Here is a 26,830-nt window from a genome sequence, read left to right on the forward strand (position 1 = left end):
GCCCATGTCCGCCTCGTCCCGCCTCGCCGCCGCCGTCGTCGGGTCGGTGCTGGGCACCTCGGCGCTGAGCGGGTGCGCGGTCACCCTGATCGAGGGCACCGCCAGCCCGGCGCCGGGCGCCGGCGGGGTGGTCGCCGTCGAGGAGTTCCCGATCATCGGGGCCGGCGACGGGGAGATCGACCAGTTGGCCCGCAACGCGCTGGCCGACCTCAACACCTACTGGGCCGAGCAGTTCCCCTCCGTCTTCGGGCAGGACTTCACCCCGCTGACCGGCGGCTACTACTCGGTCGACCCGAACGACATCGACCCCGGGCAGTACCCCAACGGGCAGATCGGGTGCGGGGAGCCGCCGGAGGCGGTGACCCAGAACGCCTTCTACTGCAGCCCGAGCGGCGAGTACCCGAACGGCGACGCGATCCAGTACGACCGCGACTTCCTGGCCGAGCTGGCCTCCGGGTACGGGAGGTTCATCCCCGCCCTGGTGATGGCGCACGAGTTCGGGCACGCCGTGCAGGGCCGGGTCGGCTACCCGGTGCCCGCGTCGATCGTGATCGAGACCCAGGCCGACTGCTTCGCCGGGGCGTGGACCGCGTGGGTCGCCGACGGCAACGCACCGCACAACTCCATCCGGCCGGCCGAGCTCGACGACGTGCTCCGCGGCTACCTGCTGCTGCGCGACCCGGTGGGGACCGGTGTCGGCGAGGCCGAGGCGCACGGCTCCTACTTCGACCGGGTGTCGGCGTTCCAGGAGGGGTTCGACGACGGACCCACGGCCTGCCGTGACCAGTTCACCGCCGACCGGCCGTTCACCCAGCGCGGGTTCTCCGACGCCGACCTGCTGACCGGCGGCGACGCCCCGTACGGCCAGACCGTCGGGACCTTCGCCCCGCAGGGGCTGTCGGAGTTCTGGACCAGCGTGTTCGACCAGCTGGGCGAGACCTTCCAGCCCCCGCAGCTCGAGCCGTTCGACCGGCGGGCGCCGACCTGCGGCGGCCAGGCGCCGGACACCGACCTGGTCTACTGCGCGGCCGACGGCGCCGTGGGCTTCGACGAGGACGAGCTGACCCAGCCGCTGTACGAGGCCGAGGAGGGTGGCGACTACGCCGTCCTGACCGCGATCTCGATCCCGTACGCGCTGGCCGCACGCGACCAGCTGGGGCTGTCGACCGACGACCAGGCGGCCGTCCGCTCCGCCGTCTGCCTGACCGGCGCGTTCACCGCCTTCGTCCTCAACGGGAGCAGCCAGGTGCTGTCCATCTCCCCCGGCGACGTCGACGAGAGCGTGTCGTTCCTGCTCGAGTACAGCGACGACCCGGAGGCCTTCGCCGAGGCGGACATGACCGGCTTCCAGCTGGTCGACGTCTTCCGCAGCGGGGTCTTCCAGGGCCCCGCCGCCTGCGACGTCGGCGTCTAGAACAGCGCGGCGCTCAGCGCCCGGCGAGCGGCCCCCACCCGCGGGTCCTCGTCGCCCACCACGCCGAGCAGCTCGACGAGGTGCTTGCGCGCCATGTCGCGGTCCTCCCCCGACGTGCGCCGGACGACGTCGAGCAGCCGCTCGAAGGCCAGCTCCACGTTGCCGGTGCCCAGCAGGAAGTCCGCGGCCCGGTTCTGCGCCGCCACGTCGTCGGGCGCCGCGTCGGCCGCGGCGAGCGCGTCGGGGCCGGCCTCCTCGGCCCGCCGGAACAGCTGCACCTGACGCAGCGCCAGGCCCGCCACCGGGTGGCCGGGCTCGATGTCCAGGATCGCCTGGTAGGCCTGCTCGGCGGCGGCGAGGTCGCCGCGGTCCAGCGCGGCCTCGGCGGCGTCCAGCCGGGGGTCCTCCGGCTCCGGCGCCAAGTCCTCGGCGCCGCCGGGGACGGCTCCCCCGGTCGTGGCGGCGACCAGCTCGGTGACGAACTGGCGGGCCTGCTCCTCGGGGATCGCGCCGGTGAACTCGGCGACCAGCTGCCCCTGCCACACCGCCTTCACCGCGGGGATGCCCTGCACCCGCAGGCCCTGCGCGAGCGCCGGGTTGGCGTCGACGTCGACCTTCGCCAGCACCCAGGAGCCGCCGCCCTCGTCGGCCAGCCGCTCCAGCACCGGGGAGAGCTGCTTGCACGGACCGCACCACTCGGCCCACAGGTCCAGCACCACGGGCACCTGGAAGGAGCGGTCGAGCACCTCGGTCTGGAAGGTCGCCTCGGTGACGTCGACGACCGCGCTGCCCGGTTGACCCGCGGGCGCGGCGGTGCTCGGCGGCGGGGCGGTCTGCGCGCGGGCGGCGGCCTCGCTGCGCGCCTTGACCGCGGCGAGGTCGACCGCGCCGGCCAGCGAGGCCGCCAGGCGAGCCTGCTGCGCCTGCGCGCGCGGGTCGGGACGAGCGGGACGGTTCGGCTGCATGGCAGCGATCATCCCACTGCTCCCATGGTCGCCCTACCGGGCTCCACCGCGACCAGGTGCCGTGCCCCTGCTGCACCGAGCCGTTACCCGTGCTCCCGGCGGGAGCCTCCGGCCCGCGCCGGGATCGCGGACCGCCCTTCCGGGCGGGTTCTCCGTACTCGTCCCCGGCTCAGCCATGGGTACTTCTCAAAATCTTGCTTGCTCCGTGTAGGTGCCCCACTCGGCGCGGAGTGCGTCGCAGATCTCGCCGAGCGTGGCCTCGGCGCGGGCGGCGTCGAGCATCGCGGGCACCAGGTTGTCCTCGGTCCGGGACACCTCGACCATCCGGGCGACCGCGGCCCGTGCGGCGGCGTCGTCCCGCTGCTCCCGCCGCCGGCCGAGCTCGGCCCGCTGGTCCAGCTCGACCTGGTGGCCGACCCGCAGGATCTCGAGGTGGTCGTCGGTGTCCACCGAGCCGGTCAGGGTGTTCACCCCGACGACCCGCTTCTCCCCCTTCTCCAGCGCCCGCTGGTAGGCGAACGCCGCCTCGGCGATCTCGCCGGTGAACCACCCGTCCTCGATGCCCCGCAGGATCCCGCTGGTCATCGAGCCGTCCGAGCCCATGTCCCGGATCCGGGCGAACACCTCCTCCGCCTGGCGCTCCAGCTCGTCGGTCAGCGCCTCGACGTACCAGGAGCCGCCCAGCGGGTCGGCCACGTTCATCACCCCGGTCTCCTCGGCGATCACCTGCTGCGTGCGCAACGCGATCTGCGCGGCCTTCGCGCTGGGGAGCGCGAGCACCTCGTCCAGGGCGTTGGTGTGCAGGGAGTTGGTGCCGCCCAGCACCGCGGCCAGCGCCTCGACCGCCGTCCGGACGACGTTGTTGTCCGGCTGCTGCGCGGTGAGGGAGACCCCGGCGGTCTGGGTGTGGAACCGCAGCTGCTGGGCCTTCTCCGTCCGCGCGCCGTACACGTCGCGCAGCCAGCGCGCCCAGATCCGCCGGGCGGCGCGGAACTTGGCGATCTCCTCGAAGAAGTCGATGTGCGCGTCGAAGAAGAACGACAGGCCGGGCGCGAAGACGTCGACGTCCAGGCCCCGGGACAGCCCGAGCTCCACGTAGGCGAACCCGTCGGCCAGCGTGTAGGCGAGCTCCTGCGCGGCGGTCGAGCCGGCCTCCCGGATGTGGTACCCGGACACCGAGATCGGCTTGTACGCCGGGATCCGCTCAGCGCAGTACTGCATGAGGTCGCCGATGAGGCGCAGGTGGGGCTCGGGGGCGAACAGCCACTCCTTCTGCGCGATGTACTCCTTGAAGATGTCGGTCTGCAGGGTGCCGTTGAGCTTCCCGACGTCAGCGCCCTGGCGCTCGGCCGCGACCAGGTACATGCAGAAGACCGGGACGGCCGGCCCGCTGATCGTCATCGACGTCGTCGTCCGCTCCAGCGGGATGCCCTCGAAGAGCACGTCCATGTCCGCCGCGGAGTCCACCGCCACCCCGCAGTGGCCCACCTCACCCAGCGCGCGGGGGTCGTCGGAGTCCCGGCCCATCAGGGTCGGCATGTCGAAGGCGACCGACAGCCCGCCGCCGCCGGCGTCGAGCAGCGACCGGAAGCGCTCGTTGGTCTGCCGGGCGTTGCCGAAGCCTGCGAACTGGCGGATCGTCCAGGCCCGGCCGCGGTAGCCGGTGGCGTACAGCCCGCGGGTGAAGGGGAACTCCCCCGGCCAGCCGATCCGCTCGAAGCCGGGGACGGCGCGCTCGTCGGCGGGGCCGTAGGCAGGTTCGACCGGGAGCCCGGACAGGGTGGTGAAGTCGGCGTCCCGCACCTTCCCGGCGGCCAGGGCCGCGTCGTAGCGCTGCTGCCAGCGGCGGCGGGCGTCGTTGCCCGGGACCTCGGTCATGCCCGAGATGCTAGGACGTCCTACTAGTTCTCACCAGCGCTCGCCGGCGAGTCGGCGTCGGCCACGTCGCCGGCCCCCAGCCGCACGCGGCGGAGCAGCTCGAACAGGGTGTCGAGATCGTCCTCGGGCAGGGTGCCCAGCCCGAAGTCCTGGCTGGTCAGCGCCTCGGTCGCCAGCTCGACGACGGCGCGGCCCCGGTCGGTGATCGCGGCCAGCACACCGCGGCCGTCCAGCGGGTTCGGCAGGCGCTCGACGTACCCGGCGGCCACCAGCCGCTCGATCGCGTTGGTGACGCTGGTGGGGTGCACCATCAGCCGGCTGCCGATGACCTTGAGCGGCAGCCGGCCGGTGCGCGAGAAGGTGAGCAGCACCAGCACCTCGTAGCGGGCGAAGGTGAGCTGGTGCGGTCGCAACGACTCGTCGAAGCGGGCCAGCAGGATCTGCTGCACCCGGAACACCGAGGTGGCCGCCCGCATCGACGCGGCGGGGCCGAACCGCTCCTCCCACGTCTGCGCGGCGCGCTCGATCGGGTCGAAGGGCAGCCCCAGCGGTCGCACCATGGCGCAGAGGCTAGTGGCCGGTCGGCGCGGCCCTGACCGCGCCGAGATGCGCCGCACCGAGGCGGCCGCGGCCCGGCCTCAGGGCGCGGGCGTGAGGCGCGGAGCCCGGCGGATGCCGAACACCTCCCGCAGCGCGACCTGCGCGGCGTTGTCCCCGCAGGCGCCGTGCACCGCCGGCCCCGGCGGGGTCGCGGCCCCGGCCAGGTAGGTGCCGCGGATCGGCGTCGAGTAGGTGTTCCACCGCGGCACCGGGCGGGCCAGCATCTGCCTCAGCGACGCCTCGCCGTTGGAGATGTCCCCGCCGACGTCGTTGGGGTTCCAGTGCTGCATCTCCCCGGCGTGCATGGTGTACCGGGCCAGCACGGTGTCCCGGAAGCCGGGGGCGAAGCGCTCGACCTGGTCCTCGATCGCCTCGGTCATGTCCACGGTCGATCCGTGCGGCACGTGCACGTACGCCCAGAACACGTGGCCGCCGGCGGGGGCGCGCGACGGGTCCACCACCGTCGGCTGGACGGCGAGCACGTACGGCGCCTCGGAGATCCGCCCGTGCGCCGGGGCCGACTCCCCCGCGATGGTCTCCTCCATCGTCCCGGCCAGGTGCACCGTGCCGGCCCGCCGGACGTCGGGGTTGGCCCACGGCACCGGCTCGGACAGCGCCCAGTCGATCTTGAAGACGCCGGGGCCGTGCTTGTACCGCCGCACCCAGCGCCGGTAGCCGTCGGGCAGCCGGTTGCCGGCCATGGCCACGAAGGCACCCGGCGAGGTGTTGAGCAGCACCGCGGGGACGCCGTCGAACTCGCGCAGGTCGGTCACCTCGTGGCCGGTGACGAGCTCGCCGCCCTGCTGCTCCAGCGCCGTCACCATCGCGTCGGCCACCGCCTGGGAGCCGCCCTCGACCAGCGGCCAGCCCTGGTGGTGGGACAGCATGCCGAGGAACATGCCCAGCGCCGCGGTGAGCGGGCGGGTCAGGTCGAGCATCCCGTGCGCCGCCGCCCCGGTGACCAGGGCCTTGGCCGCGTCATCGGTGAAGTACCGCTCGGCCAGGAACCTGATGTTAGGGAGCCCCTGCAGGCCGAAGCGGGTGATGGCCGGCGCACCGCGCAGGGGCACGCGGCGGAACGCGGAGGTCAGGAAGAAGTCGACGATCTCGTCCGCGGAGCGCAGCAGCGGACCGAACAGCCGGCGGTAGCTGTCCGCGTCCCGCCCCAGGCCGTCGGCGGTCCGGTCCAGGTCGGAGAAGGAGAGCGCGGCGCGGCCGCCGTCCAGCGGGTGGGCGAAGTTGATCTCCGGCTGCAGCAACCGGACGCCCCGGGAGGACAGGTCGAACTCCCGGAAGAACGGCGCGGTGGCAGCCATCGGGTGCACCGTGGAGCAGATGTCGTGCCGGTAGCCGGGCAGCGTCACCTCCTCGGTGCGCAGCCCACCCCCGGCCTGCTCGCCGCGCTCGACCACGCGCACCCTCAGGCCGGCGGCGGCCAGCCGCAGCGCTGCGGCCAGCCCGTTCGGGCCGGCTCCGACGACGACGGCGTCCGGGGTCCCGTTCACCCCGCCATCCTGCCCGTCGGGGACTGGAGCTGCGCGACCAGCTCGTCCGCCGCGCGGTACGGGTCGGTCTCCCCGGCGACCACCCGGCCCGCCAGCGCCTCCAGCGCCGCGGACCCGCCCAGCTCGCCCATCCGCTCGCGCAGGCCGGCGACCGCGATCGCCTCCACCTCCCGGGCGGCCCGCTCCAGCCGGCGCCGGTCCCCCTCGCCGGAGGACGCCAGCCAGTCGGCGTGCTCGTCGATCCGGGTGAGCACCTCGTCCACCCCGCTGTCGACGTCGCGCGAGGCGACGGTCCTGACGACGGGCGGGCGCCAGGCGCCGGGCCGGGTGTGCCGCCCGCCGAGGGAGAGCATCGACCGCAGGTCGCGCACGGTCTGGTCCGCGCCGTCCCGGTCGGCCTTGTTCACCACGAAGACGTCGGCGACCTCGAGGATCCCGGCCTTCGCCGCCTGGATCCCGTCGCCCATCCCCGGCGCGAGCAGCACCAGCGTGGTGTCGGCGAGCGAGGCCACCTCCAGCTCGGACTGCCCGACCCCCACCGTCTCGACCAGCACCACGTCGCAGCCGGCGGCGTCGAGGACCCGCAGCGCCTGCGGGGTCGCCCAGGCGAGCCCGCCGAGGTGCCCGCGGGAGGCCATCGAGCGGATGAAGACGCCCGGGTCGCCGGCGTGGTCCTGCATCCGCACCCGGTCGCCGAGCAGCGCACCGCCGGAGAAGGGGGACGACGGGTCGACGGCGAGCACTCCGACCCGCTGCCCGCGGGCCCGGACGGCGCGGACGAGGGCGGTCGTCGTCGTCGACTTCCCGACCCCCGGCGGCCCGGTGAGGCCGATGACCCGGGCCGAGCCGGTGTACGGCGCGAGCGCGGCGGCCACGTCGCGCAGCAACGGGCTGGCGTCCTCGACCAGCGAGATCAGCCGGGCCACCGAGCGCGCGTCGCCCGCGCGGGCGCGCTCGACCAGCGTGGGCAGGTCGGCCGCCCGCCGTCCCCGCCGTCCGGTGGCCGGGGACGTGGGCTGCTCGGCCCCGCCCGTCACACCCCGGCGGGCACGTGCAGGACCAGGGCGTCGCCCTGGCCCCCGCCACCGCAGAGCGCCGCCGCCCCGACCCCGCCGCCGCGGCGGCGCAGCTCCAGGACGAGGTCGAGCACGATGCGGGCGCCGCTCATGCCGACCGGGTGGCCCAGCGCGATCGCGCCACCGTTGGGGTTCACCTTCTCCGGGTCGATGCCGAGCTCGCGGGTGGAGACGATGGCGACCGCGGCGAAGGCCTCGTTGAGCTCGACGAGGTCCAGGTCGGCGGGGTCGATGCCCTCGCGGGCGCAGGCCTTCGCGATCGCCCGCGACGGCTGGGTCTGCAGCGTCGCGTCGGGTCCGGCGACGACCCCGTGCGCGCCGATCTCGGCGAGCACCGTGCAGCCGAGCTCAGCGGCCTTCGCCGCGGACATGACCACGACCGCGCAGGCGCCGTCGGAGATCTGGGAGGCGGTGCCGGCGGTGATCGTGCCGTCCGCCGCGAACGCCGGCTTGAGCCGGGCCAGGGTCTCGACCGTGGTGTCGGGGCGGATGCCCTCGTCCTCGCGGAACTCGATCGGGTCGCCCTTGCGCTGCGGGATGAGGACCGGGGTGATCTCCTCGTCGAAGACCCCGTCCTTGGCCGCGCGGGCCGCCTTCTGGTGGCTCTCCGCGGCGTACGCGTCCTGCTCCTCACGGGTCAGCCCGTACTGCCCGTTGGACCGCTCGGTGAGCTCGCCCATGGCGATCTGGTCGAAGCTGTCCGACAGCGCGTCGTGCGCCATGGAGTCGATCAGGGTCGCGTCGCCGTACTTGGTCCCGGTGCGCGAGGTGGCCAGCAGGTGGGGCGCCTGGGTCATCGACTCCATGCCGCCGGCGACGACGACGTCGAACTCCCCGGCGCGGATGAGCTGGTCGGCGAGCGCGATGGCGTCGATGCCGGACAGGCAGACCTTGTTCAGCGTGAAGGACGGCACCGACATGGGGATGCCGCCGGCGACCGCGGCGGGGCGGGCCGGGTTCTGGCCCGCACCGGCCTGGATGACCTGACCCATGATCACGTAGTCGACCTGGTCGCCGGAGACGCCGGCCCGCTCGAGGGCGGCCTTGATCGCCACGCCGCCGAGGTCGGCGGCGGAGAAGTCCTTGAGCGAGCCGAGCAGGCGGCCCATCGGCGTGCGGGCGCCTCCGACGATCACGGATCGGGGCTGGGTGGGCTGGCTCATCTGGTTCTCCACTTGTTCCGGTCGCCGAGGTCGGCGGCCGTTCGGCACGACGCCGCGTGGACACCGGGTGGCGGCACGGGCACGTCCAGGATAGGACGGGCAGGATCGGAGGGGTGACCGACGACGCCCGCGGAGCCCTGCCCGCCGACCTCTTCACCACCATCGACCACGTGGGCATCGCCGTGCCCGACCTGCGTGAGGCGATCGCCTTCTACGAGCTGGCCTTCGGGATCACCTCGGTGCACGAGGAGCTGAACGAGGAGCAGGGCGTGCACGAGGCGATGCTGGCCGTGGGGGACGGCGAGACCCGCGTGCAGCTGCTCGCCCCGCTCACCCCGGAGTCGACCATCGCCAAGTTCATCGGCCGCTCCGGCCCGGGGCTCCAGCAGCTCGCCTTCCGGGTGACCGACGTGGAGGCGGTCAGCCAGACCCTGCGCGACCGCGGGCTCCGGCTGCTCTACGACGTCCCGCGCCGCGGCACCGGCGGCAGCCGGGTCAACTTCGTGCACCCCAAGGACGTCGGCGGCGTGCTGGTGGAGATCGTCGAGCCGGCTCCCGACCACTGACCCGCCTCCGGGGGTCCGCGGGGGGACGCCGGGACCGGATGCCCCGGCTCCGTGCTCTCTGGGAGGATGAGGTACATGAGTGACCCCCGTGACGACCTGTTCCGCGACGGCGGCTCCTTCGACGTGGTGCGGAAGGGGTACGACCGGGAGCAGGTGCACGAGACGCTGGCCGGGCTGGACGCCGACCTGCGGGTCGCCCTGGCCGACCGGGACGCCGCCGTCGCCCGGTCCGCCGACCTCGCCCGGCAGCTGCAGGCCCTGCACGGGGAGGTGGAGCAGCTGCGCCGCCGGGCGGCCAGCGCCAGCGCCCCGACCTTCGAGAACATGGGCGAGCGGATCTCCAACATGCTGCGCCTCGCCGAGGAGGAGGCCGCGGAGATCCGCCGGGCCGCCGAGGAGCAGGCCGCCCAGCTGCAGGCGGCCGTGGCCGCCGAGGCCGAGGCGGTGCGGGAGCGGCTCGCCGGCGAGGAGCGGGCGCTCGGCGAGCGGGCCGCCGCCAGCCGGGCCGAGGCCGAGCGGCTGGTGGGCGAGGCCCGTCAGCACGCCGAGCAGGTCGCGGCCAAGGCGCAGGCGCGGGCCGACGAGCTGGTGACGAAGGCCCAGGAGCGGGTCACCCGGCTCGACGCGGACTCCGCGGCCCGGCGGACCAAGGCGGAGGAGGACTTCGAGATCGCCCAGCGGGTCCGCCGCACGGAGACCGCCCGGGTGGAGGAGGAGCGCGAGCGCGCGTCGGTCGCCGCGGCCCAGCAGCGCGTGGCCGCGGCCGACGAGCACGCCCGCCGGATGGTCGCCGAGGCCGAGGCGTCGGCGGCCGCGGTCCGCGCGGTCCGCGACGACCTCGCCCGCCGGCTGGGCGACGTCCGCACCCTCCTCGGGCGGCTGCCGGACCTGTCCGACGCCGGCCCGGACGGCGCGGCCCCGGCTCCGGCCCCGGCTCCGGCGCGGGCGCAGGGCCCCGCCCAGCCCGCCGAGCACCCCGCCACGCAGACCCAGGCGGTGCCCGCCCAGTCGGCCGCCCAGCCGCAGGCCGTCCGCCCCCAGCCCGGTCCCGCCCAGCCCGGTCCCGCCCAGCCCGGTCCCGCCCAGCCCGCTCCGGTGGGGGCGACCGCGGCGGGGGCCGCGCCGACCCAGCCGGCCGCTCCGCAGGCCCGGCCGGCGACCGCCCCCCAGGCCGCCGCCCCGCAGGCCGCCGTGCCGCAGCAGGCGAACGGGTCGGCGCCGCAGCCCGCCGGTCGCCCGGCACCGGTCGAGGGGCCGGCCACCTCCACCGAGAACCGGGCGATCAGCGTGCAGCCGACCAGCCGGCAGACCCCGCCGGTCCCCTCCCGCGGCCCCGCCACCGCGGTCGAGCAGGCCGGCCCCGAACGGGGCTGAGCGCCGGCCCCTCGACCCGCGCGCCCACCAGGGTCGAACCGCCGCCGCCGCGGTGGCCGTCCGGTAGCCGTCGCCGGCCGGACTGCCGGGAGGAGCACCGTCCGTGTCGGACCCGACCCCGGTGACCTCCCCCCGGCCAGCGGCGGCGGGTCCCGCCCGCGCGCCGCGGCACCGGGCGACCGCCCGGCTCCCGGTCGCCACCCTGCTGGCCCCCCTCGTGGCGCTGGTGCTCGTCGCGCTGGCCGGCGCCCGGGGGCTCGGCGGGTCCCGCCGGCCCGGCGACGGTGCGCTCACCGCCCCGGCGTACGCCCTGCTGCGCGGCGATCCCGCGCCCGGCGCCCTGTCCCCGGAGGGGCTCGGCGGCGTGCACACCGCGGTCGCCGCCTCGCTGACCCGGGCGTTCGTGCGGCACGAGACGCTCGCCGGTGCCCAGCGTGAGCTGCTGTGGGTCGTCCTGGTGGTCAGCGCGGTGCTGCTGTGGCGCACCGCCCGCCGGCTCGGCGTGCCCGACGGGGCGGCCGCGGTCGGCGTGCTCGTGCTCGGCGGGGTCTCGGTGGCGACCGGGCTCTCCACGAGCGGCACGCCGGCGGCGCTCGCCGTCCCGTGGCTGCTGGCCGCCGCCCTGCTCCTCGCCCGCGCCCGCATGCAGCGGGCGGCCACCGGGGGCGCGGTCCTCGCCGCCGTCCTGGCCGTGCTGCTCGCGCCGGACAGCCTGCTGCTGATCGGCGCGGCCGCCGCGGCGGCGCTGGTCGGTGACGACCGCGGCCGCCGGGCCGGGTGGGCGCGGACGGTGCTGCTCGTCGCCGTCCCGCTGCTCGCCGGGGTCCGTCTCCTCCTGCCGGCCTGGGCGCCGGAGCCGCCCGGACCGGACTGGTCGGGCGCGGCCCCCGTGCTGCTGTCCGTCACGTTCCTCGGGACCGCCGCCCTGGCCGGCTGGCTGCTGCCGGGGTTCCGGCCGGTCGCCGTCGCCCTCGCCGTGCTGACCCTGCTCTCCGTGGCGCCGCCGACCGGCCGGCTGGCCGGTGCCGTGCTCGGGCTCCCCGTCGCGGCGCTGCTGATCGCCGCGCTGGCGGCCGCGGCCGCCGAGCGGCTGGCGGCACGGGCCGGACCCCGCGGGCGGGTCGCGCCCGCCACCGGCACGGCCGCCCTGCTCCTGCTCGTGGTGCCGGCCGTCGCCGGGCTCGTGACCGCGCCCGGCGGCGACCTGGGCGCGCGTGCCGACGCCGGGCTGGTCGGCTGGGCCCGCGACCAGCTGCCGGCTGGGACGACGCTGCGCACGGACCGGCAGCTGGCCGCCGAGCTCCTGCACGCCGGCGGCGATCCCACCCGGCTGACCACCGGGGCCCGGCCGGTGCCGGGCGAGGGGGCGGGGACCGTGCTGGGCGTGGTCCGGGGCCCCGGGGACGGCTCCGTCGTCGCCCGGTTCCCCGGGGACGGCGACCCGGGGCTGAGCGTGACCGCCCCCCAGCCGGACCGGGTGAGCACCGCCCAGCGGCAGGCGCGGCAGGACCTGGCCGCCGCGTTGCGGGCCGGGGTGGCGTCGGTCCCCGAGGAGGCCGCCGACGTGCTGGCCGCCGGGGACGTCGACCCGCGGCTGCTCACCCTGCTCGCCGGCATCTCCTCCCGCTTCGGCCTCGGGCTGGCCGGCCTTCCCCCGGTCCCCGGCGAGGTGCCCGGCACGCTGGTCCGGCAGGCGGTCATCGCCTCCGTCGGCGGCAGCCCGGTGCCCGCCGACGGCGCGGCGACGGCGCGGCTGCAGTCCTGGCTGGACGCACAGCGCGAGCCGTTCGCCCCGGACCGGGTGGAGCGCGTCGACGGCGGCGTCCTGGTCGCCTACCGCCTGGTCGCGGACCCCGATGGCCTCGTCTCCCCGGCCGGGGGAGGATGACCTCGGCGGGTGCACACGGTCACCGACCGGTCCACGGGAGGGCACCCCGCCGCGGAGGAGAGCACATGTCGCGGCTGTTCCGAGCGTCGTTGCTCGCCCTGGTGTCCGCAGCGCTGTGCGTGCCGGCGCACTCGCCCGCGGCCGCCGCGGAGGAGACCGCGGAGACCGGGCTGCTGCGGATGATGCACCTCTCCCCCGACACCCCGGCCGTTGACGCCGCGATCGACTCGGTGTCCGACCCGGGGGTGGGGGTGGTCCTGCCCGCCGTCGGCTACGGCGACGTCTCGCCCTACCAGCTGCTCCCGCCGGGCACCTACACGGTGAGCGTCCGCGCGCCCGGCGCCGATCCGGCGACCCCGCCGGCGCTGGCCACCACCGTGACCGTCGCGGCGGGCGCCGCCACCACCATCGCCGGTGTGGGCTCCTTCGCGGAGCTGCAGTTCGCGGTGCTCCCCGACGACCTGACCCTGCCGCCGGCCGGCCAGTCCCGGGTCCGGGTGGTCAACGCGACGTCGGCCGGCTCGCCGCTGGACCTCGCCCTCGACGGCGGGCCCGCGCTGGCGACCGGCCTGGCGCCCGCCGGCCACACCGGGTACGTCGACGTGCCGGGCGGACCGGGCAGGCTCAGCGTCACCCCGGCGTCCGGGACCCCCACCGGCCTCCCGGTCGACCTCGCCGCCGGGTCGGTCCACACCGTCCTGGTGCTCGACCGCGAGGGCGGCGGGCTGGAGGTCACCACCTTGCTGGACGCCGCCAGCCCGGGCATGGTGCCGGTCGGCGGGGTCGAGGCCGGCGCCGGTGGCGCCGCCGCGAGCGGCCCGCCCCCCGGGCTGCTGGCGCTGTCCGTCCTCGCCCTCGCCGCCCTGGTCGTCCCGCTCCGCGCCCGGTTCGCTCCCCGGGCCGGCACGCGGTACGCGGCGCGCTGACCGGCCGCCCGCCGGTGGGGCGGCACCGCCGACCGGTGCGCCGGGTGCGCCCCCGGGTGCGCTGGGCGTTCGCCCTGCTCGCCGCGACGGGCGGCGCGGTCGCGTGGCTGTCCCCCGGCAGCGCCGCGCCGGCCGCGTCGACCGCGGCGCCCCCCGCGCCGACGGTCGTCGCGGCGGCGTCCGGGGCGGTGGCCGCGGTGGCGGCGCCGGTGCGGCTCACCGTCCCGGCGATCGGCGTGGACACCGCGCTGCCGGGGATCGGGGTGGACGACGCCGGCGCCCTGGTCCCCCCGGCCGATCCCGCGCTGGCCGGCTGGTTCACGGCCGGGCCGGCGCCGGGCGCCACCGGCCCGGCGGTGGTCGCCGGCCACGTCGACGACCGCACCGGCCCGGCGGTGTTCTTCCGGCTGGAGGAGCTGGTCCCCGGTGACCTGGTCACGGTGGCGCGCGCTGACGGGACGACGGTGCGGTTCACCGTGACCCGGGTGACCAGCTATCCGAAGCGCGCGTTCGGCACCGCGGAGGTCTACGGCCCCACGACCGGGCCGGAGCTGCGGCTGATCACCTGCGGGGGCGAGTTCGACCGCGACCGGCGCAGCTACGAGGACAACGTCGTGGTCTTCGCCCGCGTGGCCGGCTGAGCCGCCGGGGTCGGCGGCGTCACCGTCGGCGCCCCCGGGCCTGCCAGCAGGCCCGGTGCCAGTGGCGGCGCTGGCCGGTCGCCGACTCGGTGTCCCACGGGTCGAGGTCCGAGTCGCGGGCGTAGGCGGGCCAGGTGACCAGGTGCGGGGTGCCCGGCCGGATCTCCTGGTCGCAGCCCGGGCAGCGGTAGGTCTTGTCGTGGGCCGCGCCGGTCACCGGGCGCACCACCCAGTCGCCGTCCGCGGACTCCTCGACCGGTTGGGCCACCGGGAACGGGCGCCGTCCGGACGTCCGCCCGCGCCGGCCGGCCGGGATGGCCCCCGGCCGGTCGCCGCGGGAGCCGCCTCGCCGGGGCACGACTGTCGGTCCCGGCTCAGAACAGCCGGGCGGAGGGGTCGTCGGTGCCCTTGAGGACGGCGTAGTCGACGACCAGGCAGTCGATGCCCCGGTCACCGGCGAGCACCCGGGCCTGCGGCTTGATCTCCTGGGCGGCGAACACGCCCTTCACCGGTGCCAGCAGCGGGTCGCGGTTGAGCAGCTCCAGGTACCGGGTGAGCTGCTCGACGCCGTCGATCTCACCCCGGCGCTTGACCTCGACCGCCACCGTGGTGCCGTCGGCGTCCCGGCAGAGCAGGTCGACCGGCCCGATCGCGGTGGGGTACTCCCGGCGGACCAGCGACCAGCCGGCGCCGAAGGTCTCCACGTGCAGCGCGAGCAGCCGCTGGAGCTCGGCCTCGACGCCGTCCTTCTGCAGGCCCGGGTCGACGCCCAGCTCGTGCCGCGAGTCGTGCTCCACCGACTCGATCGTGATCACCAGCTGCTCGCCGGCCTTGTTGGTGACCGTCCAGGTGCCGGCGCCGTCCAGGAGCTCGTCCTTGAGGCTGCACGGCGGGGTCATCCAGTTCAGCGGCTTGTAGGCCCGGTCGTCGGCGTGGACGGACACCGAGCCGTCGGCCTTGACCAGCAGCAGCCGGGTGGCCGGCGGCAGGTGGGCGGTGAGCCGCCCGATGTAGTCGACGGAACAGCGGGCGATCACCAGGCGCACGGGGCCCGACGGTACCCGGACGCCCTGGAACCGGTGCCGCCAGCCGATCGTCGTAGGTCCGTGACGACCCGGGGGGCACGGACGGCGGCCGCGACGGCGCTGCTGCTCGTGCTGGCGGGCTGCGCCCGGCCCGGGGCGGACGGCGCGGACGGCGGGCCCTCCTCCGCCTCCCCGTACGGGCCGGACGACCTGGTGCTGCAGCTGTCCTGGACCGGCGGCTTCGTGACCCCGGAGATGCTGGCCGGGCGGCTGCCGCTGGTCAGCGTGTACGGCGACGGGCGGGTGATCAGCGAGGGCCCGGTGATCGCCATCCACCCCGCCCCCGCGCTGCCCAACCTGCAGGTACGGGAGATCGGCGGGTCCGCGGTCCAGGACCTCGTCGACCGGGCCCTGGAGGCCGGCGTCGGCGACACCACCGACCTGGGCACGCCGCCGGTGGCGGACCTGCCCTCCACCCGGTTCACCGTCTCCACCGGCCTCGAGACGATCCAGCGCGAGGTCTACGCGCTGACCGTGCCCGAGGACCAGCAGTCGGGCCTGACCGAGGAGCAGCTCGCCGCCCGCGCCGAGCTGCGGGCCTTCGCCGACGAGCTCACCGGGCTGTCCTACGAGACGACCCAGCCCTACGAGTTCACGACCCTGGCGGCGCTGGTCATGCCGTACACACCCCCCGAGGAGGAAGAGCTGGCCCAGCCGGACGTGCCCTGGCCCGGGCCGGCACTGCCCGGCGAGCCGTTCGAGCCGGCGCTCGGGCTGAGCTGCGTGGTCGCCGCCGGAGAGGACGCCTCGGCCGTGCGGACGGCGGCGCGCGCGGCCAACGCCCTCACGCCGTGGGTCGCACCGGACGGCGTCCGCTGGTCGCTGACGTTCCGCCCGATGCTGCCGCACGAGACCGGCTGCGCCGACCTCCGCACCGGCTGACCGCTAGTCCGTCCAGACCGGCGGGCGCTTCTCCAGGAACGACGCCATCCCCTCCCGGGCGCCGGGCAGCTGGCTGGCCGCGGCCATGACCTCGACCGCGATCCCGTAGGCGTCCCGCTCCGGACGGTCGAGCTGGGCGTACATCGTCTGCTTGCCCCATGCCTTGCTGGCCCGGGAGCCGCGGGTGGCCCGGCCCAGCAGGTCGCGGACCGCGGCGTCCAGCTCGTCGTCGGGCACGACCCGGTTGACCAGCCCCCAGTCCAGCGCCGTCCGGGCGTCGATGACGTCCCCGGTCAGCGCCAGCTCCATCGCCCGCTTGCGGCCCACGTTCCGGGCGATCGCCACCATCGGCGTGTGGCAGAACCAGCCGCCCTTGCCGCCGGGCGCGGCGAAGCCGGCCGACTCGGCGGCGACCGCGAGGTCGCAGGAGGCGACCAGCTGGCACCCGGCCGCCGTGGCCAGTGCGTGCACCCGGGCGAGCACCACCTGCGGCACCGACTGGATGGTCTCCATCAGCTCGGTGCACAGCGCCAGCAGGCTGCGCACCTCGGTCACCGGCCGGTCCCGGACGTCGCGGAAGTCGTGCCCGGCGCTGAACACGGGCCCCTCCCCCGCCAGCACGATCCCCGTCGCGTCGGTGCCGCCCGCCGCGGTGAACGCGGCGAGCAACTGCCGGAGGTGGTCGCGGGCGAGCGCGTTGCGCCGCGGGCCCCTGGTCATCGTGATGCAGATCGTGTCGCCGTCGCGGTCGACCCGCGGTGCGCCGTCCTCCTGCATCCCCCGAGCCCACCACGGCGGCGTCCCCGCGGCAACGGGTCCAGGCTCGAGGGGTGACCGTCCCCGAGCCCGTCAGCCCGACGCCCCCACGACCGGTGCGGCGCACCGTCTTCACCCAGGGCTGGCGGGACGTGACGTTCCTGCACTGGGCGGTCGACCCGGCCGTGGTGGCCCCGCTGCTGCCCGCCGGCACCCGGCCCGATGAGATCGGCGGCGCGACGTACGTCGGGCTCATCCCCTTCCGGATGCGCCGGATCGGCCTGCTGGGGGCACCGGGCATGCCCTGGGTCGGTTCGTTCGCCGAGACCAACGTGCGGCTGTACTCGGTCGACGAGCAGGGCCGGCGGGGCGTCGTCTTCCGGTCGCTGGAGGCGGAGCGGCTGCTGCCGGTGCTCGCGGCCCGGTGGGTCGCGCACCTGCCCTACCTGTGGTCCCGGATGCGGGTCGAGCGGGAGGGGGACCAGCTCACCTACCGGTCCGACCGGCGGTGGCCCGGCCCCCGGGGCACGGGAGGGACCGTCGTCGTCCGGGTCGGCGACCGGCTGCCCGAGCCCGGTCCGCTCGCCCGCTTCCTCACCAGCCGCTGGGGCCTGCACCAGAGGGCCGGAGGACGCCTCGCCTACTGGCCCAACGAGCACCCGGCCTGGCCGCTGCACGCAGCCGACCTGCTGGCCCTCGACGACGACCTGGTCGCGGCCGCCGGCCTCCCCGCCGTCGGCGGTGCTCCGGACAGCGTGCTGTTCTCCCCCGGCGTCGACGTCCGGTTCGGCCCCCGGGTGCGCTGACGGCAAGATCTCACCTGCACGCCCGACGACCCACGAGGAGCGCATCGATGGAGCCCGTCCGGTTCGGACTGGTGGGGTACGGCTTCGGCGGCCGGTACTTCCACGCACCCCTGCTGGCCGCCGCGCCCGAGTGCGCGCTGCTGGGCGTCGTGACGACGTCCCCGGAGCGCCGTGAGCTCATCGGCCGGGAGCACCCCGGTGCGGCGACCTTCGACTCGCTGGAGGCCCTCGCCGCGGCCGGCGCGGAGGCCGTGTCGATCTCCACGCCGGCGGGAACGCACACGGAGCTCACCGACCGGGCGCTGGACCTGGGGCTCGCGGTCGTGTGCGACAAGCCCTTCGCCCTCGACGCGGCCGCCGCCCGGGCCAGCGTCGAACGCGCCGAGCGGCTGGGCCTGCTGCTCGCGCCGTACCAGAACCGGCGGGTGGACTCGGACTTCCGCACCGTCCGGGCACTGGTCGAGGAGGGGCGGCTGGGCACGGTGACCCGCTTCGAGTCCCGGTTCGAGCGGTTCACCCCCGATCCGGGCCCGGTGCCCGCCGGCGGCGGCACCCTGCTGGACTTCGGCAGCCACCTGGTCGACCAGGCGCTGGTGCTGCTCGGCCCGGTCACCTCGGTCTACGCCGAGTGGCGGGTGCGCGAGAGCGGGCTGGACGACGACGTGTTCGTGGCGCTGACCCACGCGAGCGGCGCCCGCTCGCACCTGGCCGGCAGCTGGAGCGAGGGCGCGCCGGGGCTGCGCTTCCGGGTCACCGGGACCGCGGGCAGCTACGTGGTCGACGGCCCGATGGACGTCCAGGAGTCGATGCTGCTGGCCGGCGGGACCCCGGCGACGCTGGGCGAGGCCTGGGGGGCCGAGCCCGAGGAGCGCTGGGGCCGGCTGCGGCGCGGGGACGACGGCGAGGTCGTGCCCACGCTGCGCGGCCGGTGGGACACCTTCTACCCGGCGTTCGCCCGGGCCGTCCGCGGCGAGGGACCGCTGCCGGTCACCGCCCGGGACGCCGTCGTCACCGCCACGGTGCTGGACGCCGCCCGCCGCAGCGCGACCGAGGGCGTCGTCGTCCGGCTCTGAGCGCGAGCACCGCGCGGTCGGGTCCGGTGGGCGGTGGCACACTCGTGGCACGGGACTGCGCACCCGGCCACTCGAGGAGGTCACCGTGCCGATCAACGCCGGGAGCCTGCACTTCCTCGTGGGGCCGGCCATCGCGCTGGTGATGATCGGCCTGTGCTCGCTCTTCCTGCGCTGGGCCTTCTCCTCGGGGACACCGCCGTCCCGCGGGCCCGGCGAGGAGCTGCTCACCCCGGTGGCCACCCTCAGCCGTCGGGAGTCGGCGCTCGCGCTGCGGGCGGTGCTGTCCGACGCGGGGATCCGCTCCACGATCCGCGAGCCCGCCGCGCACCGCACCGACGTGCTGGTCTTCCCCGAGGACCTCGAACGGGCCCGGGTGCTCGCGCTCTCCTTCGGCGAGTGACGGTCAGTCCGGGCGCTCGGTCCGCTCGATCTGCACGCCCACGCCGCGCAGCTGCTCCAGGAAGGCCGGGTAGCCGCGGTCGACGTGCCGGACGTCCTGCACCTCGGTGACCCCATCGGTGAGCAGGCCGGCGAGGACCAGCCCCGCGCCGGCCCGGATGTCGGTGGCCAGCACCGGGGCGCTGGAGAGCCGCTCGCGGCCGCGGACCACCGCGTGGTGCCCGTCGATCCGGACGTCCGCACCCAGCCGGACCAGCTCGTTGACGAACATGAAGCGGCCCTCGAAGACGTTCTCGGTGATCAGCGCGGTGCCGCTGGACACGGCGGCCAGCGCCACCGCCATCGGCTGCAGGTCGGTCGGGAAGCCCGGGAAGGGCAGGGTCACGACGTCGACGCCCCGGGGCCGCTCGTCCATCGCGACCCGCACGCCGTCGGCCCGCGGCTCCACCGTGGCGCCGGCGTTCACCAGCTTCTCCAGCGGCACGGTCAGGTGCTCGGCGACCGCGCCCTCGACGACCAGGTCACCGCGGGTCATGACCGCGCCGATGGCCCAGGTCCCGGCCACGATCCGGTCGGGGACGGTCGTGTACGCGACCGGCTCCAGCCCCTCGACCCCCTCCACGGTGATCGTGGACGTGCCGGCGCCCTGGATCCGGGCGCCCATCGCGGTGAGCATCCGGCACAGGTCGACGATCTCCGGCTCGCGGGCGGCGTTGTCGACGATCGTCGTGCCCTCGGCGAGGACGGCGGCCATCACCAGGTTCTCGGTCGCGCCGACCGAGGGGAAGTCCAGCCAGATCGCGGTGCCGACGAGCTTGGGCGCGGTGGCGATGAGGAAGCCGTGCTCGTTGACCACGGTTGCGCCGAGCCGCTCCAGCCCGGCCACGTGCATGTCCAGCCCGCGCGAGCCGATCGCGTCACCACCGGGCAGCGCGACCTTGGCCGTGCCGAGCCGGGCGACCAGCGGGCCGAGCACGCTGATCGAGGCGCGCATCCGGCGGACCAGGTCGTAGTCGGTCTCGCTGGAGGGCTCCTCGGGGACGTCGATGAGCACCCGGCCGCCACCGCTCGGGCTGCCGTCGCCGGGTTCGACCGGGTAGCGCTCGAAGGTGACGCCGCAGCCGAGCCGGCGCAGCACCTCGCTCATGATGTGGACGTCGAGGATGTCGGGCACCTCCTCGAGCGTCGTCCGCCCGGTGGCCAGCAGCGCGGCGGCCATCAGCTTGAGGGCGCTGTTCTTGGCGCCGGTGACGCGGACGCGACCGCGCAGGGCAGCCCCGCCGGTCACCTCGAAGCACTCCACCGGGTCACCCTACGGGGGCGCGCTGCGGGGTCCCACCGCGCGCTCGGATGGCCCCGTCCGGAGGCTCGCCCCGAGCGTGCGAGGGGTGAGGGGGACGGGGTCTTTCTCTAGGCTCGGCCCATGACCGTCCGGCTGACCCGCATCTACACCCGTACCGGCGACGCCGGCCAGACGCACCTGGGCGACATGTCCCGGGTGACGAAGACCGACCCGCGACTGGTCGCGTACGCCGACGTCGACGAGACCAACAGCGTGCTCGGGGTCGCGCTCGCCCTCGGCGGCCCGCCGGCCGAGGTCGCCGAGCTGCTCAGCAGCCTGCAGAACGACCTGTTCGACGTCGGCGCCGACCTGTCGACGCCGGTGACGGCCGCGCCGGAGCACCCGCCCCTGCGCGTCACGGCGGCCTACACCGAGCGGCTGGAGGCCGCCTGCGACGCCCACAACGCGGCGCTGCCGGCGCTGACGTCCTTCGTGCTGCCCGGGGGCACCGCACTGGCCGCGCTGCTGCACCAGGCGCGCACCGTGGCCCGCCGGGCCGAGCGCAGTGTCTGGGCGCTGCTGGCGTCCGACGGCGAGCGGACCAACCCGGAGACCGCGCGCTACCTCAACCGGCTCTCGGACCTGCTGTTCATCCTCGCCCGGGCGGCGAACCCCGACGGCGACGTGCTCTGGGAGCCCGGCGCCCACAGCGGGGTCCACGCCCAGCGACAGGCGGGAGCACAGCACTAGTCCGGCTGGAACGGCCCCTTGCAGGGCCCCGACGCGAGCTCGCGAGCGTCGGGGGCAAGGGGGTCCTTCGACTTCAACGGTCGACGGGCGGGGCCGACTCGATCCAGGACAGGAAACCGGTCACCGTGGAGGGGTCCATCGCCAGCTCGTGGGGGCCGGCACCGGTACGGCAGGTGAGGACGACGCTGTCCGGCGGCAGCGACAGGTCCGCGCCGGTGGGCCGGCGACGTGCGTCGACCTGGAACTGGGTGCGGCACATCCGCCGGTTGGGGCGCACCGACAGCGACAGCGCCCGGTACCAGAGCAGCGTCTCGCCGGAGTACCAGGCGACGCCGACCGACCAGCGCGCGGCACCCGGCGGCCGCAGGTACATGGTGACCGCGCCGAGGCCGGAGAGCAGGAAGCGGCGGCGGAGCAGGAAGGCAGCGACGAACGCGACCAGCAGCAGCCCCACGACGATGAGCACGGCCGTGGTCATCGCTGCGGGTCCGGGGGGGGTGCGGGCGGGGTCGGTGCCGGAGCGAGCGGGGGTCCGGGAGCTGGTCAGGCGTCCTGGCCGGCGGCCCGGAGGCGGGACTGGGCGCGGCGCGCCGCGGCGACGGCCTCGGGGTCGTCGCCGGCCCCGTCCGCCCGGCGGAGCGCCTCGCGCGCCCGCTCGACGTCGATCTCGGTGGAGATCTCCGCGGTCTCGGCGAGGATCGAGACGCCCTTGCCGGTGACCGAGAGGAAACCGCCGTGGGCGGCCACGGTGAGGTCGTCACCGGACTCGGTGCGGATCACGACGATGCCGCCGGGGGCGAGCTCCCCGAGCAGCGGGGCGTGCCCGGGCAGCACACCGAGCTCACCCTCGGTCGTGCGGGCGATGACGGAGCGGGCCTCGCCGGACCAGATCATCCGCTCCACGGCCACCAGCTCGACCTGCAGAGTCGCCACGACACTCCTCGGGGTTCCACCGGGCCGGCACGCGGCCGACGGTGCGGAGCCGCCGGTCCGGACGGACACGGCGACGGGTCGATGACCACTCTAGCGGGGTGTGTCCGGCCGACCGCCCACCGGCCGGTCGCGGGCGAGGTGACGTGCTGGAACGGCCACCCTTCAGGGTCCCGGCGCGAGTTTGCGAGCGTCGGGGGGAGGGTGGGCCTTCAACAGGCGCTGCGCCGGTAGACCACGGTCCACCGGCCGAGGCGCACCGCGGGGTGCCAGACGACCGACGCGGGAGCCCATTCGTCGTCCTCGGGGAACGGCTCCCCCTCCACGGGGGCGTAGGGCGGCCAGCTCCACTCGAGAGCGTCCGTCGGCAGCGGCTGCGGCAGCACCGCGCCGTCCGGCTCGTCCGTGTCCGTCCTCCGCAGCACCCCTGCGAGGTCCCACCTGTGCACGTCTGCTCCTGTGCCGACGTCCGCCTCTCGGACGCGCTGCAGCACATGGTCGTCAGGTGGCACAGGTTCCTTGAGCGGCGATGTCACGATTTCATCCGATCGTGGCCCGCCACGCCTCGCGGCGTCACCCCGCGTCCCGAAGTCCTTGCGAACGGCAACGGCCGGGTCACCCCACAAGGGCGACCCGGCCGCGGCGACGTGCTGGAACGGCCACCCTTCAGGGGCCCGCGCCGAGCGTGCGAGGCGTGGGGGGAAGGATGGCCCCTCCTCAGCTCTTCTTGAGCTTGTCGTAGTTCCGCTCGAGGTCCTCGAGGCCACCGCACATGAAGAACGCCTGCTCCGGCACGTGGTCGTACTCGCCGCTGGCGAGCGCCTTGAAGGCCTGCAGGGTCTCCGACAGCGGGACGTAGGAGCCCGGCTGACCGGTGAAGGCCTCGGCCACGAACATGTTCTGCGAGAGGAACCGCTCGATCCGCCGCGCCCGGTTGACGGTGACCTTGTCCTCCTCGCCGAGCTCGTCGATGCCGAGGATGGCGATGATGTCCTGCAGCTCCTGGTAGCGCTGGAGGATCCGCTTCACCGTCTGCGCGGTGTCGTAGTGCTCCTGCCCGATGTACTGGGCGTCCAGGATGCGGCTGGTGGAGTCCAGCGGGTCGACGGCCGGGTAGATCCCCTTCTCGGAGATCGGCCGGCTGAGCACCGTGGTGGCGTCGAGGTGGGCGAACGTGGTGTGCGGCGCCGGGTCGGTGATGTCGTCGGCGGGCACGTAGATCGCCTGAAGCGAGGTGATCGAGCGGCCGCGGGTCGAGGTGATCCGCTCCTGCAGCTCGCCCATCTCGTCGGCCAGGGTCGGCTGGTAGCCCACGGCGGAGGGCATGCGGCCGAGCAGGGTGGAGACCTCGGAGCCGGCCTGGGTGAACCGGAAGATGTTGTCGATGAAGAGCAGCACGTCCTGGTCCTGCTCGTCGCGGAAGTACTCCGCCATCGTCAGGGCCGACAGCGCCACCCGCAGCCGGGTGCCCGGCGGCTCGTCCATCTGGCCGAAGACCAGCGCGGTCGAGTTGATGACGCCGGACTCGGTCATCTCGGTGATGAGGTCGTTGCCCTCACGGGTGCGCTCGCCGACGCCGGCGAACACCGACACGCCGCCGAACTCCTGGGCGACGCGGCGGATCATCTCCTGGATCAGCACGGTCTTGCCCACGCCGGCACCGCCGAACAGGCCGATCTTCCCGCCACGCACGTACGGGGTGAGCAGGTCGATGACCTTGATGCCGGTCTCGAGGAGCTCGGTGCGGCCCTCGAGCTGGTCGAACTTCGGTGCGTGCCGGTGGATCGTCCAGCGCTTGGCGTCGTCGCCGTAGCCGGGGGTGTCCAGGCACTCGCCGAGGGCGTTGAACACGTGCCCGGTCACGACGTCGCCGACCGGCACGGAGATGGCCGAGCCGGTGTCACGGACCGGGGCACCGCGGACGAGGCCGTCGGTGGGAGCCATCGAGATGGTGCGGACGACGTTGTCGCCGAGGTGCTGGGCGACCTCCAGCGTCAGCGTCTTGCCCAGGTCGGCCAGGGTGACCTCGACCTTGAGGGCGTTGAACAGGTCGGGCATCGCGTCGCGGGGGAACTCGACGTCGACGACCGGCCCGGTGACCCGGACGACGCGACCGGTGCCGGTCGTCTCCTGAGTGCTCGGACGGTCCTCGGTGACGGTCATCTGTGCTGCTCTCCTGCCCTCGGGCTCGGTGGTTCTCACGTTCTCGGTGTCCACGGCGGCGGCGGCTCGCGCCGCCACCGCCGTGGGTTGGGTCAGTCGTCGGCGCCGGCCGAGACGAGCGCGTCGGCGCCGCCGACGATCTCGCTGATCTCCTGGGTGATCTCCGCCTGGCGGGCCTGGTTGGCCTGCCGGGACAGGTTCTTGGCCAGCTCCTCGGCGTTGTCCGAGGCCGACTTCATCGCCCGCCGCCGGGACGCGGACTCGGAGGCGGCCGCCTCGAGCATCGCCGCGTAGATGCGGGTGGTGACGTACTTCGGCAGCAGCGCGTCCAGCAGCGCCTCGGCCGAGGGCTCGAACTCGTAGGAGGTCGGGACCTCGGTGCTCCGCTCGGGCTCCTCGTCGCTGAACTCGTCGACCTCCTCGATCACCAGCGGGGCCATCCGCTTGGCGACCGGGACCTGCGAGAGCAGCGACCGGAACTCGGTGTAGACGATGTGCAGCTCGTCCACGCCGAGGATGCCGTCCGCGCCCGCGCCGCCCTCCTCGTCGTCCTCACCGGCGGTGAAGGCGTCGATCAGGGTGTGGCCGACCTCCTGCGCGTCCACGTAGCCCGGCTGCTCGGAGAAGCCGGTCCACGAGTCCACGAAGTCCCGGTCCCGGAAACGGTAGTACGTCTCGCCCTTGCGGCCGACGACGTACAGCACCGGCTCCTTGCCCTCGTTGCGCAGCAGCCCGAGCAGCTCCTCGGTGCGGCGCAGCACGTTGACGTTGTAGGAGCCGGCGAACCCGCGGTCGGAGGTGATGACCAGGACCGCGGCCCGCCGCGCCTCGGCCCGCTCGGTGAGCAGCGGGTGGTCCAGGCTCGCCGAGCCGGCCAGCGCGGAGAGCACCCGGGTGATCTCCCGGGCGTAGGGCTTGGACGCCTCCACCCGGTTCTGGGCGCGCACGATGCGGGCACCGGCGATCAGCTCCTGGGCCGAGAAGATCTTCTTCGTCGACTGGGTGGAGCGGATCCGGCGCCGCAGCGCGCGGAGGGAGCCGGCCATGGTCAGCGACCCCGCTTGACCTGGACGGTCTCCTGGCCGCGCTGGCTGGCGTCCATGGCCTCGACCTCGGGCTCGTTGATCTGCAGCGACTCACCGGTCGAGGTGGTGAACTGCCCGTAGAAGGTCTCCACCGCCCGCTCGAGACTGCCGACGCTGTCCTCGGACAGCGTCCGGGAGTTGCGGATGTCGTCGTAGATCGTGTTGTCGCCACGGCTGATGAAGTCGAGGAACTCGGTCTCGAACCGGCGCACGTCGCTGACCGGGACACGGTCGAGCTTGCCGGTCGTGCCCAGCCACAGCGACACGACCTCGCGCTCGACCGGGTACGGCGAGTACTGGCCCTGCTTGAGCAGCTCGACCAGGCGCTGACCGCGGTCCAGGGTGGCCCGGCTGGAGGCGTCCAGGTCCGAGGAGAAGGAGGCGAAGGCCTCCAGCTCGCGGAACTGGGCGAGGTCCAGGCGCAGCCGGCCGGCGACGGACTTCATCGCCTTGATCTGCGCCGAGCCGCCGACCCGGGACACCGAGATGCCGACGTTGATCGCCGGGCGGACACCGGAGTTGAACAGACCGGTCTCCAGGAAGATCTGCCCGTCGGTGATCGAGATGACGTTGGTCGGGATGTACGCCGAGACGTCGTTGCCCTTGGTCTCGATGAGCGGCAGGCCGGTCATCGAGCCGGCGCCCAGCTCGTCGGAGAGCTTGGCGCAGCGCTCCAGCAGGCGGGAGTGCAAGTAGAAGACGTCGCCGGGGTAGGCCTCGCGGCCCGGCGGGCGGCGCAGCAGCAGGGACACCGCACGGTAGGCCTCGGCCTGCTTGGACAGGTCGTCGAAGACGATCAGGACGTGCTTGCCCTCGTACATCCAGTGCTGGCCGATGGCCGAGCCGGTGTAGGGGGCGATGTACTTGAAGCCGGCGGGTTCCGACGCCGGTGCGGCGACGATCGTCGTGTACTCCATCGCGCCCGCCTCCTCGAGGGCGGTGCGGGTGGCGGCGATCGTCGAGCCCTTCTGACCGACGGCGACGTAGATGCAGCGCACCTGCTGCTGCGGGTCGCCGGTGGCCCAGGCCTGCTTCTGGTTGATGATCGTGTCGAGCACGATGGCCGACTTGCCGGTCTGCCGGTCACCGATCACGAGCTGCCGCTGGCCGCGGCCGATCGGGGTCATGGCGTCGATCGCCTTGATGCCGGTCTGCAGCGGCTCGTGCACCGACTGCCGCTGCACCACGGTCGGCGCCTGCAGCTCCAGCGCGCGGCGGCCGGTGGTCTCGATCGGCCCGCCGCCGTCGATGGGGTTGCCCAGCGGGTCGACGACCCGGCCCAGGTAGCCGTCGCCGATCGGCACCGAGAGGACCTCGCCGGTGCGCCGCACCGTCTGGCCCTCCTCGATGCCGGCGAAGTCGCCGAGGATGACCACGCCGACCTCGCGGACGTCGAGGTTCAGCGCGAGGCCGCGCACCCCGCCCTCGAACTCCAGGAGCTCGTTGGTCATGACCGAGGGCAGCCCCTCGACCCGGGCGATGCCGTCGCCGGCCTCGGTGACGACCCCGACCTCCTCGCGGGAGACGTCCGGGCTGTAGTCGGAGACGTAGTTCTGGATGGCACTGCGGATCTCGTCCGCGGAGATCGTCAGCTCGGCCATGGCTCTCGCGTCCTCTTCTGCT

At 75.0% G+C, this 26,830-nt stretch carries 27 protein-coding genes; 11 read left to right on the top strand and 16 right to left on the bottom strand.

The window, feature by feature from the left end; all coding sequences use genetic code 11:
- Positions 1–4: 4 nt before the first annotated feature.
- Positions 5–1,414 carry a neutral zinc metallopeptidase gene (locus HL189_RS15020; protein WP_369134510.1) on the top strand — a complete coding sequence of 470 codons (1,410 nt, stop codon included), beginning with the start codon at positions 5–7 and terminating at the stop codon, positions 1,412–1,414.
- Here the strand turns inward: HL189_RS15020 and HL189_RS15025 are convergent.
- The 6 genes from HL189_RS15025 to HL189_RS15050 form a co-directional block, all read right to left on the bottom strand.
- Positions 1,411–2,379, bottom strand: coding sequence for a tetratricopeptide repeat protein (locus HL189_RS15025; protein ID WP_369134511.1), 969 nt, complete (start codon positions 2,377–2,379; stop codon positions 1,411–1,413). The two genes, HL189_RS15020 and HL189_RS15025, sit on opposite strands and share 4 nt — an antisense overlap.
- A gap of 186 nt (positions 2,380–2,565) precedes the next feature.
- The gene (locus tag HL189_RS15030) at positions 2,566–4,257 is read right to left on the bottom strand and encodes a methylmalonyl-CoA mutase (protein WP_369134512.1); all 1,692 of its coding nucleotides are present in this window, start codon (positions 4,255–4,257) and stop codon (positions 2,566–2,568) included.
- Positions 4,258–4,280: 23 nt separating this feature from the next.
- Complete coding sequence (locus tag HL189_RS15035; protein ID WP_369134513.1) at positions 4,281–4,817, bottom strand: MarR family winged helix-turn-helix transcriptional regulator; 537 nt, start codon at positions 4,815–4,817, stop codon at positions 4,281–4,283.
- Positions 4,818–4,895: 78 nt separating this feature from the next.
- Positions 4,896–6,362: a phytoene desaturase family protein gene (locus HL189_RS15040; RefSeq protein WP_369134514.1), complete on the bottom strand. Its 1,467-nt coding sequence runs from the start codon at positions 6,360–6,362 to the stop codon at positions 4,896–4,898.
- Positions 6,359–7,399 carry a methylmalonyl Co-A mutase-associated GTPase MeaB gene (meaB, locus tag HL189_RS15045; RefSeq protein ID WP_369134515.1) on the bottom strand — a complete coding sequence of 347 codons (1,041 nt, stop codon included), beginning with the start codon at positions 7,397–7,399 and terminating at the stop codon, positions 6,359–6,361. Before meaB ends, HL189_RS15040 begins: the two co-directional genes overlap by 4 nt.
- Positions 7,396–8,601, bottom strand: a complete 1,206-nt coding sequence (locus HL189_RS15050; protein WP_369134516.1) for an acetyl-CoA C-acetyltransferase — start codon at positions 8,599–8,601, stop codon at positions 7,396–7,398. Before HL189_RS15050 ends, meaB begins: the two co-directional genes overlap by 4 nt.
- 113 nt (positions 8,602–8,714) lie before the next feature.
- Here HL189_RS15050 and mce point away from each other — a divergent pair, with 113 nt between their 5' ends.
- The 5 genes from mce (at position 8,715) to HL189_RS15075 (ending at position 13,996) form a co-directional block, all read left to right on the top strand.
- Positions 8,715–9,167: a methylmalonyl-CoA epimerase gene (gene mce, locus HL189_RS15055; RefSeq protein ID WP_369134517.1), complete on the top strand. Its 453-nt coding sequence runs from the start codon at positions 8,715–8,717 to the stop codon at positions 9,165–9,167.
- Between the two features lie 75 nt (positions 9,168–9,242).
- Positions 9,243–10,541 (top strand): hypothetical protein, encoded by a 1,299-nt coding sequence (locus tag HL189_RS15060; protein ID WP_369134518.1) that lies wholly within the window; start codon positions 9,243–9,245, stop codon positions 10,539–10,541.
- Between the two features lie 103 nt (positions 10,542–10,644).
- Complete coding sequence (locus HL189_RS15065; RefSeq protein ID WP_369134519.1) at positions 10,645–12,429, top strand: hypothetical protein; 1,785 nt, start codon at positions 10,645–10,647, stop codon at positions 12,427–12,429.
- A gap of 65 nt (positions 12,430–12,494) precedes the next feature.
- On the top strand, positions 12,495–13,355 hold the full coding sequence (locus tag HL189_RS15070) for a DUF4397 domain-containing protein (protein WP_369134520.1): 861 nt from the start codon (positions 12,495–12,497) through the stop codon (positions 13,353–13,355).
- A 35-nt stretch (positions 13,356–13,390) separates the two neighbouring features.
- On the top strand, positions 13,391–13,996 hold the full coding sequence (locus HL189_RS15075) for a class F sortase (RefSeq protein ID WP_369134521.1): 606 nt from the start codon (positions 13,391–13,393) through the stop codon (positions 13,994–13,996).
- A 19-nt stretch (positions 13,997–14,015) separates the two neighbouring features.
- Here HL189_RS15075 and HL189_RS15080 read toward each other — a convergent pair whose 3' ends face one another.
- Both HL189_RS15080 and nucS read right to left on the bottom strand, forming a co-directional pair.
- The gene (locus tag HL189_RS15080; RefSeq protein WP_369134522.1) at positions 14,016–14,354 is read right to left on the bottom strand and encodes a hypothetical protein; all 339 of its coding nucleotides are present in this window, start codon (positions 14,352–14,354) and stop codon (positions 14,016–14,018) included.
- A 16-nt stretch (positions 14,355–14,370) separates the two neighbouring features.
- Complete coding sequence (gene nucS, locus HL189_RS15085; RefSeq protein ID WP_369134523.1) at positions 14,371–15,042, bottom strand: endonuclease NucS; 672 nt, start codon at positions 15,040–15,042, stop codon at positions 14,371–14,373.
- A 60-nt stretch (positions 15,043–15,102) separates the two neighbouring features.
- Between nucS and HL189_RS15090 the strand changes: the two genes are divergently transcribed.
- Complete coding sequence (locus HL189_RS15090) at positions 15,103–15,963, top strand: hypothetical protein (protein WP_369134524.1); 861 nt, start codon at positions 15,103–15,105, stop codon at positions 15,961–15,963.
- A gap of 3 nt (positions 15,964–15,966) precedes the next feature.
- Here the strand turns inward: HL189_RS15090 and HL189_RS15095 are convergent, their stop codons facing one another.
- Positions 15,967–16,740 carry an enoyl-CoA hydratase-related protein gene (locus tag HL189_RS15095; RefSeq protein WP_369134525.1) on the bottom strand — a complete coding sequence of 258 codons (774 nt, stop codon included), beginning with the start codon at positions 16,738–16,740 and terminating at the stop codon, positions 15,967–15,969.
- A gap of 53 nt (positions 16,741–16,793) precedes the next feature.
- On the opposite strand from HL189_RS15095, the gene HL189_RS15100 reads away from it, so the two are divergent.
- The 3 genes from HL189_RS15100 (at position 16,794) to HL189_RS15110 (ending at position 18,998) form a co-directional block, all read left to right on the top strand.
- The gene (locus tag HL189_RS15100; protein WP_369134526.1) at positions 16,794–17,525 is read left to right on the top strand and encodes a YqjF family protein; all 732 of its coding nucleotides are present in this window, start codon (positions 16,794–16,796) and stop codon (positions 17,523–17,525) included.
- Positions 17,526–17,572: 47 nt separating this feature from the next.
- Positions 17,573–18,598 (top strand): Gfo/Idh/MocA family oxidoreductase, encoded by a 1,026-nt coding sequence (locus HL189_RS15105; RefSeq protein ID WP_369134527.1) that lies wholly within the window; start codon positions 17,573–17,575, stop codon positions 18,596–18,598.
- 85 nt (positions 18,599–18,683) lie between these two features.
- On the top strand, positions 18,684–18,998 hold the full coding sequence (locus HL189_RS15110; RefSeq protein ID WP_369134528.1) for a hypothetical protein: 315 nt from the start codon (positions 18,684–18,686) through the stop codon (positions 18,996–18,998).
- A 3-nt stretch (positions 18,999–19,001) separates the two neighbouring features.
- On the opposite strand, the gene murA is transcribed toward HL189_RS15110, so the two are convergent.
- Positions 19,002–20,300 carry a UDP-N-acetylglucosamine 1-carboxyvinyltransferase gene (murA, locus tag HL189_RS15115; RefSeq protein ID WP_369134529.1) on the bottom strand — a complete coding sequence of 433 codons (1,299 nt, stop codon included), beginning with the start codon at positions 20,298–20,300 and terminating at the stop codon, positions 19,002–19,004.
- A 120-nt stretch (positions 20,301–20,420) separates the two neighbouring features.
- Here murA and HL189_RS15120 point away from each other — a divergent pair, with 120 nt between their 5' ends.
- A complete protein-coding gene (locus HL189_RS15120; protein ID WP_369134530.1) occupies positions 20,421–21,029 on the top strand; it encodes a cob(I)yrinic acid a,c-diamide adenosyltransferase in 609 nt (202 codons plus the stop codon).
- Positions 21,030–21,102: 73 nt separating this feature from the next.
- Here HL189_RS15120 and HL189_RS15125 read toward each other — a convergent pair whose 3' ends face one another.
- The 6 genes from HL189_RS15125 to atpA all read right to left on the bottom strand — a co-directional run bounded on the left by HL189_RS15125 (position 21,103) and on the right by atpA (position 26,808).
- Entirely contained in the window at positions 21,103–21,507 is a 405-nt protein-coding gene (locus HL189_RS15125) for a DUF2550 domain-containing protein (RefSeq protein WP_369134531.1), read from the bottom strand.
- A gap of 65 nt (positions 21,508–21,572) precedes the next feature.
- Entirely contained in the window at positions 21,573–21,962 is a 390-nt protein-coding gene (locus HL189_RS15130; RefSeq protein ID WP_369134532.1) for a F0F1 ATP synthase subunit epsilon, read from the bottom strand.
- Positions 21,963–22,171: 209 nt separating this feature from the next.
- Positions 22,172–22,408, bottom strand: a complete 237-nt coding sequence (locus HL189_RS15135; protein WP_369134533.1) for a hypothetical protein — start codon at positions 22,406–22,408, stop codon at positions 22,172–22,174.
- Between the two features lie 268 nt (positions 22,409–22,676).
- Positions 22,677–24,122, bottom strand: coding sequence for a F0F1 ATP synthase subunit beta (gene atpD / locus HL189_RS15140; RefSeq protein WP_369134534.1), 1,446 nt, complete (start codon positions 24,120–24,122; stop codon positions 22,677–22,679).
- 92 nt (positions 24,123–24,214) lie between these two features.
- On the bottom strand, positions 24,215–25,168 hold the full coding sequence (locus HL189_RS15145; protein WP_369134535.1) for a F0F1 ATP synthase subunit gamma: 954 nt from the start codon (positions 25,166–25,168) through the stop codon (positions 24,215–24,217).
- Between the two features lie 2 nt (positions 25,169–25,170).
- The gene (atpA, locus tag HL189_RS15150; RefSeq protein ID WP_369134536.1) at positions 25,171–26,808 is read right to left on the bottom strand and encodes a F0F1 ATP synthase subunit alpha; all 1,638 of its coding nucleotides are present in this window, start codon (positions 26,806–26,808) and stop codon (positions 25,171–25,173) included.
- Positions 26,809–26,830: the final 22 nt, after the last annotated feature.

Source organism: Modestobacter sp. I12A-02662, from assembly GCF_041028325.1.
Taxonomy (GTDB): domain Bacteria; phylum Actinomycetota; class Actinomycetes; order Mycobacteriales; family Geodermatophilaceae; genus Modestobacter.

What these genes read in the sequence shown, in the direction of transcription:
- HL189_RS15020 (WP_369134510.1), top strand. Translation starts at nt 5, where the DNA reads ATGTCCGCCTCGTCCCGCCTCGCCGCCGCCGTCGTCGGGTCGGTGCTG.
- HL189_RS15025 (WP_369134511.1), bottom strand. Translation starts at nt 2,379, where the DNA reads ATGCAGCCGAACCGTCCCGCTCGTCCCGACCCGCGCGCGCAGGCGCAG.
- HL189_RS15030 (WP_369134512.1), bottom strand. Translation starts at nt 4,257, where the DNA reads ATGACCGAGGTCCCGGGCAACGACGCCCGCCGCCGCTGGCAGCAGCGC.
- HL189_RS15035 (WP_369134513.1), bottom strand. Translation starts at nt 4,817, where the DNA reads ATGGTGCGACCGCTGGGGCTGCCCTTCGACCCGATCGAGCGCGCCGCG.
- HL189_RS15050 (WP_369134516.1), bottom strand. Translation starts at nt 8,601, where the DNA reads ATGAGCCAGCCCACCCAGCCCCGATCCGTGATCGTCGGAGGCGCCCGC.
- HL189_RS15060 (WP_369134518.1), top strand. Translation starts at nt 9,243, where the DNA reads ATGAGTGACCCCCGTGACGACCTGTTCCGCGACGGCGGCTCCTTCGAC.
- HL189_RS15070 (WP_369134520.1), top strand. Translation starts at nt 12,495, where the DNA reads ATGTCGCGGCTGTTCCGAGCGTCGTTGCTCGCCCTGGTGTCCGCAGCG.
- HL189_RS15095 (WP_369134525.1), bottom strand. Translation starts at nt 16,740, where the DNA reads ATGCAGGAGGACGGCGCACCGCGGGTCGACCGCGACGGCGACACGATC.
- HL189_RS15105 (WP_369134527.1), top strand. Translation starts at nt 17,573, where the DNA reads ATGGAGCCCGTCCGGTTCGGACTGGTGGGGTACGGCTTCGGCGGCCGG.
- HL189_RS15120 (WP_369134530.1), top strand. Translation starts at nt 20,421, where the DNA reads ATGACCGTCCGGCTGACCCGCATCTACACCCGTACCGGCGACGCCGGC.
- HL189_RS15125 (WP_369134531.1), bottom strand. Translation starts at nt 21,507, where the DNA reads ATGACCACGGCCGTGCTCATCGTCGTGGGGCTGCTGCTGGTCGCGTTC.
- atpD (WP_369134534.1), bottom strand. Translation starts at nt 24,122, where the DNA reads ATGACCGTCACCGAGGACCGTCCGAGCACTCAGGAGACGACCGGCACC.
- HL189_RS15145 (WP_369134535.1), bottom strand. Translation starts at nt 25,168, where the DNA reads ATGGCCGGCTCCCTCCGCGCGCTGCGGCGCCGGATCCGCTCCACCCAG.
- atpA (WP_369134536.1), bottom strand. Translation starts at nt 26,808, where the DNA reads ATGGCCGAGCTGACGATCTCCGCGGACGAGATCCGCAGTGCCATCCAG.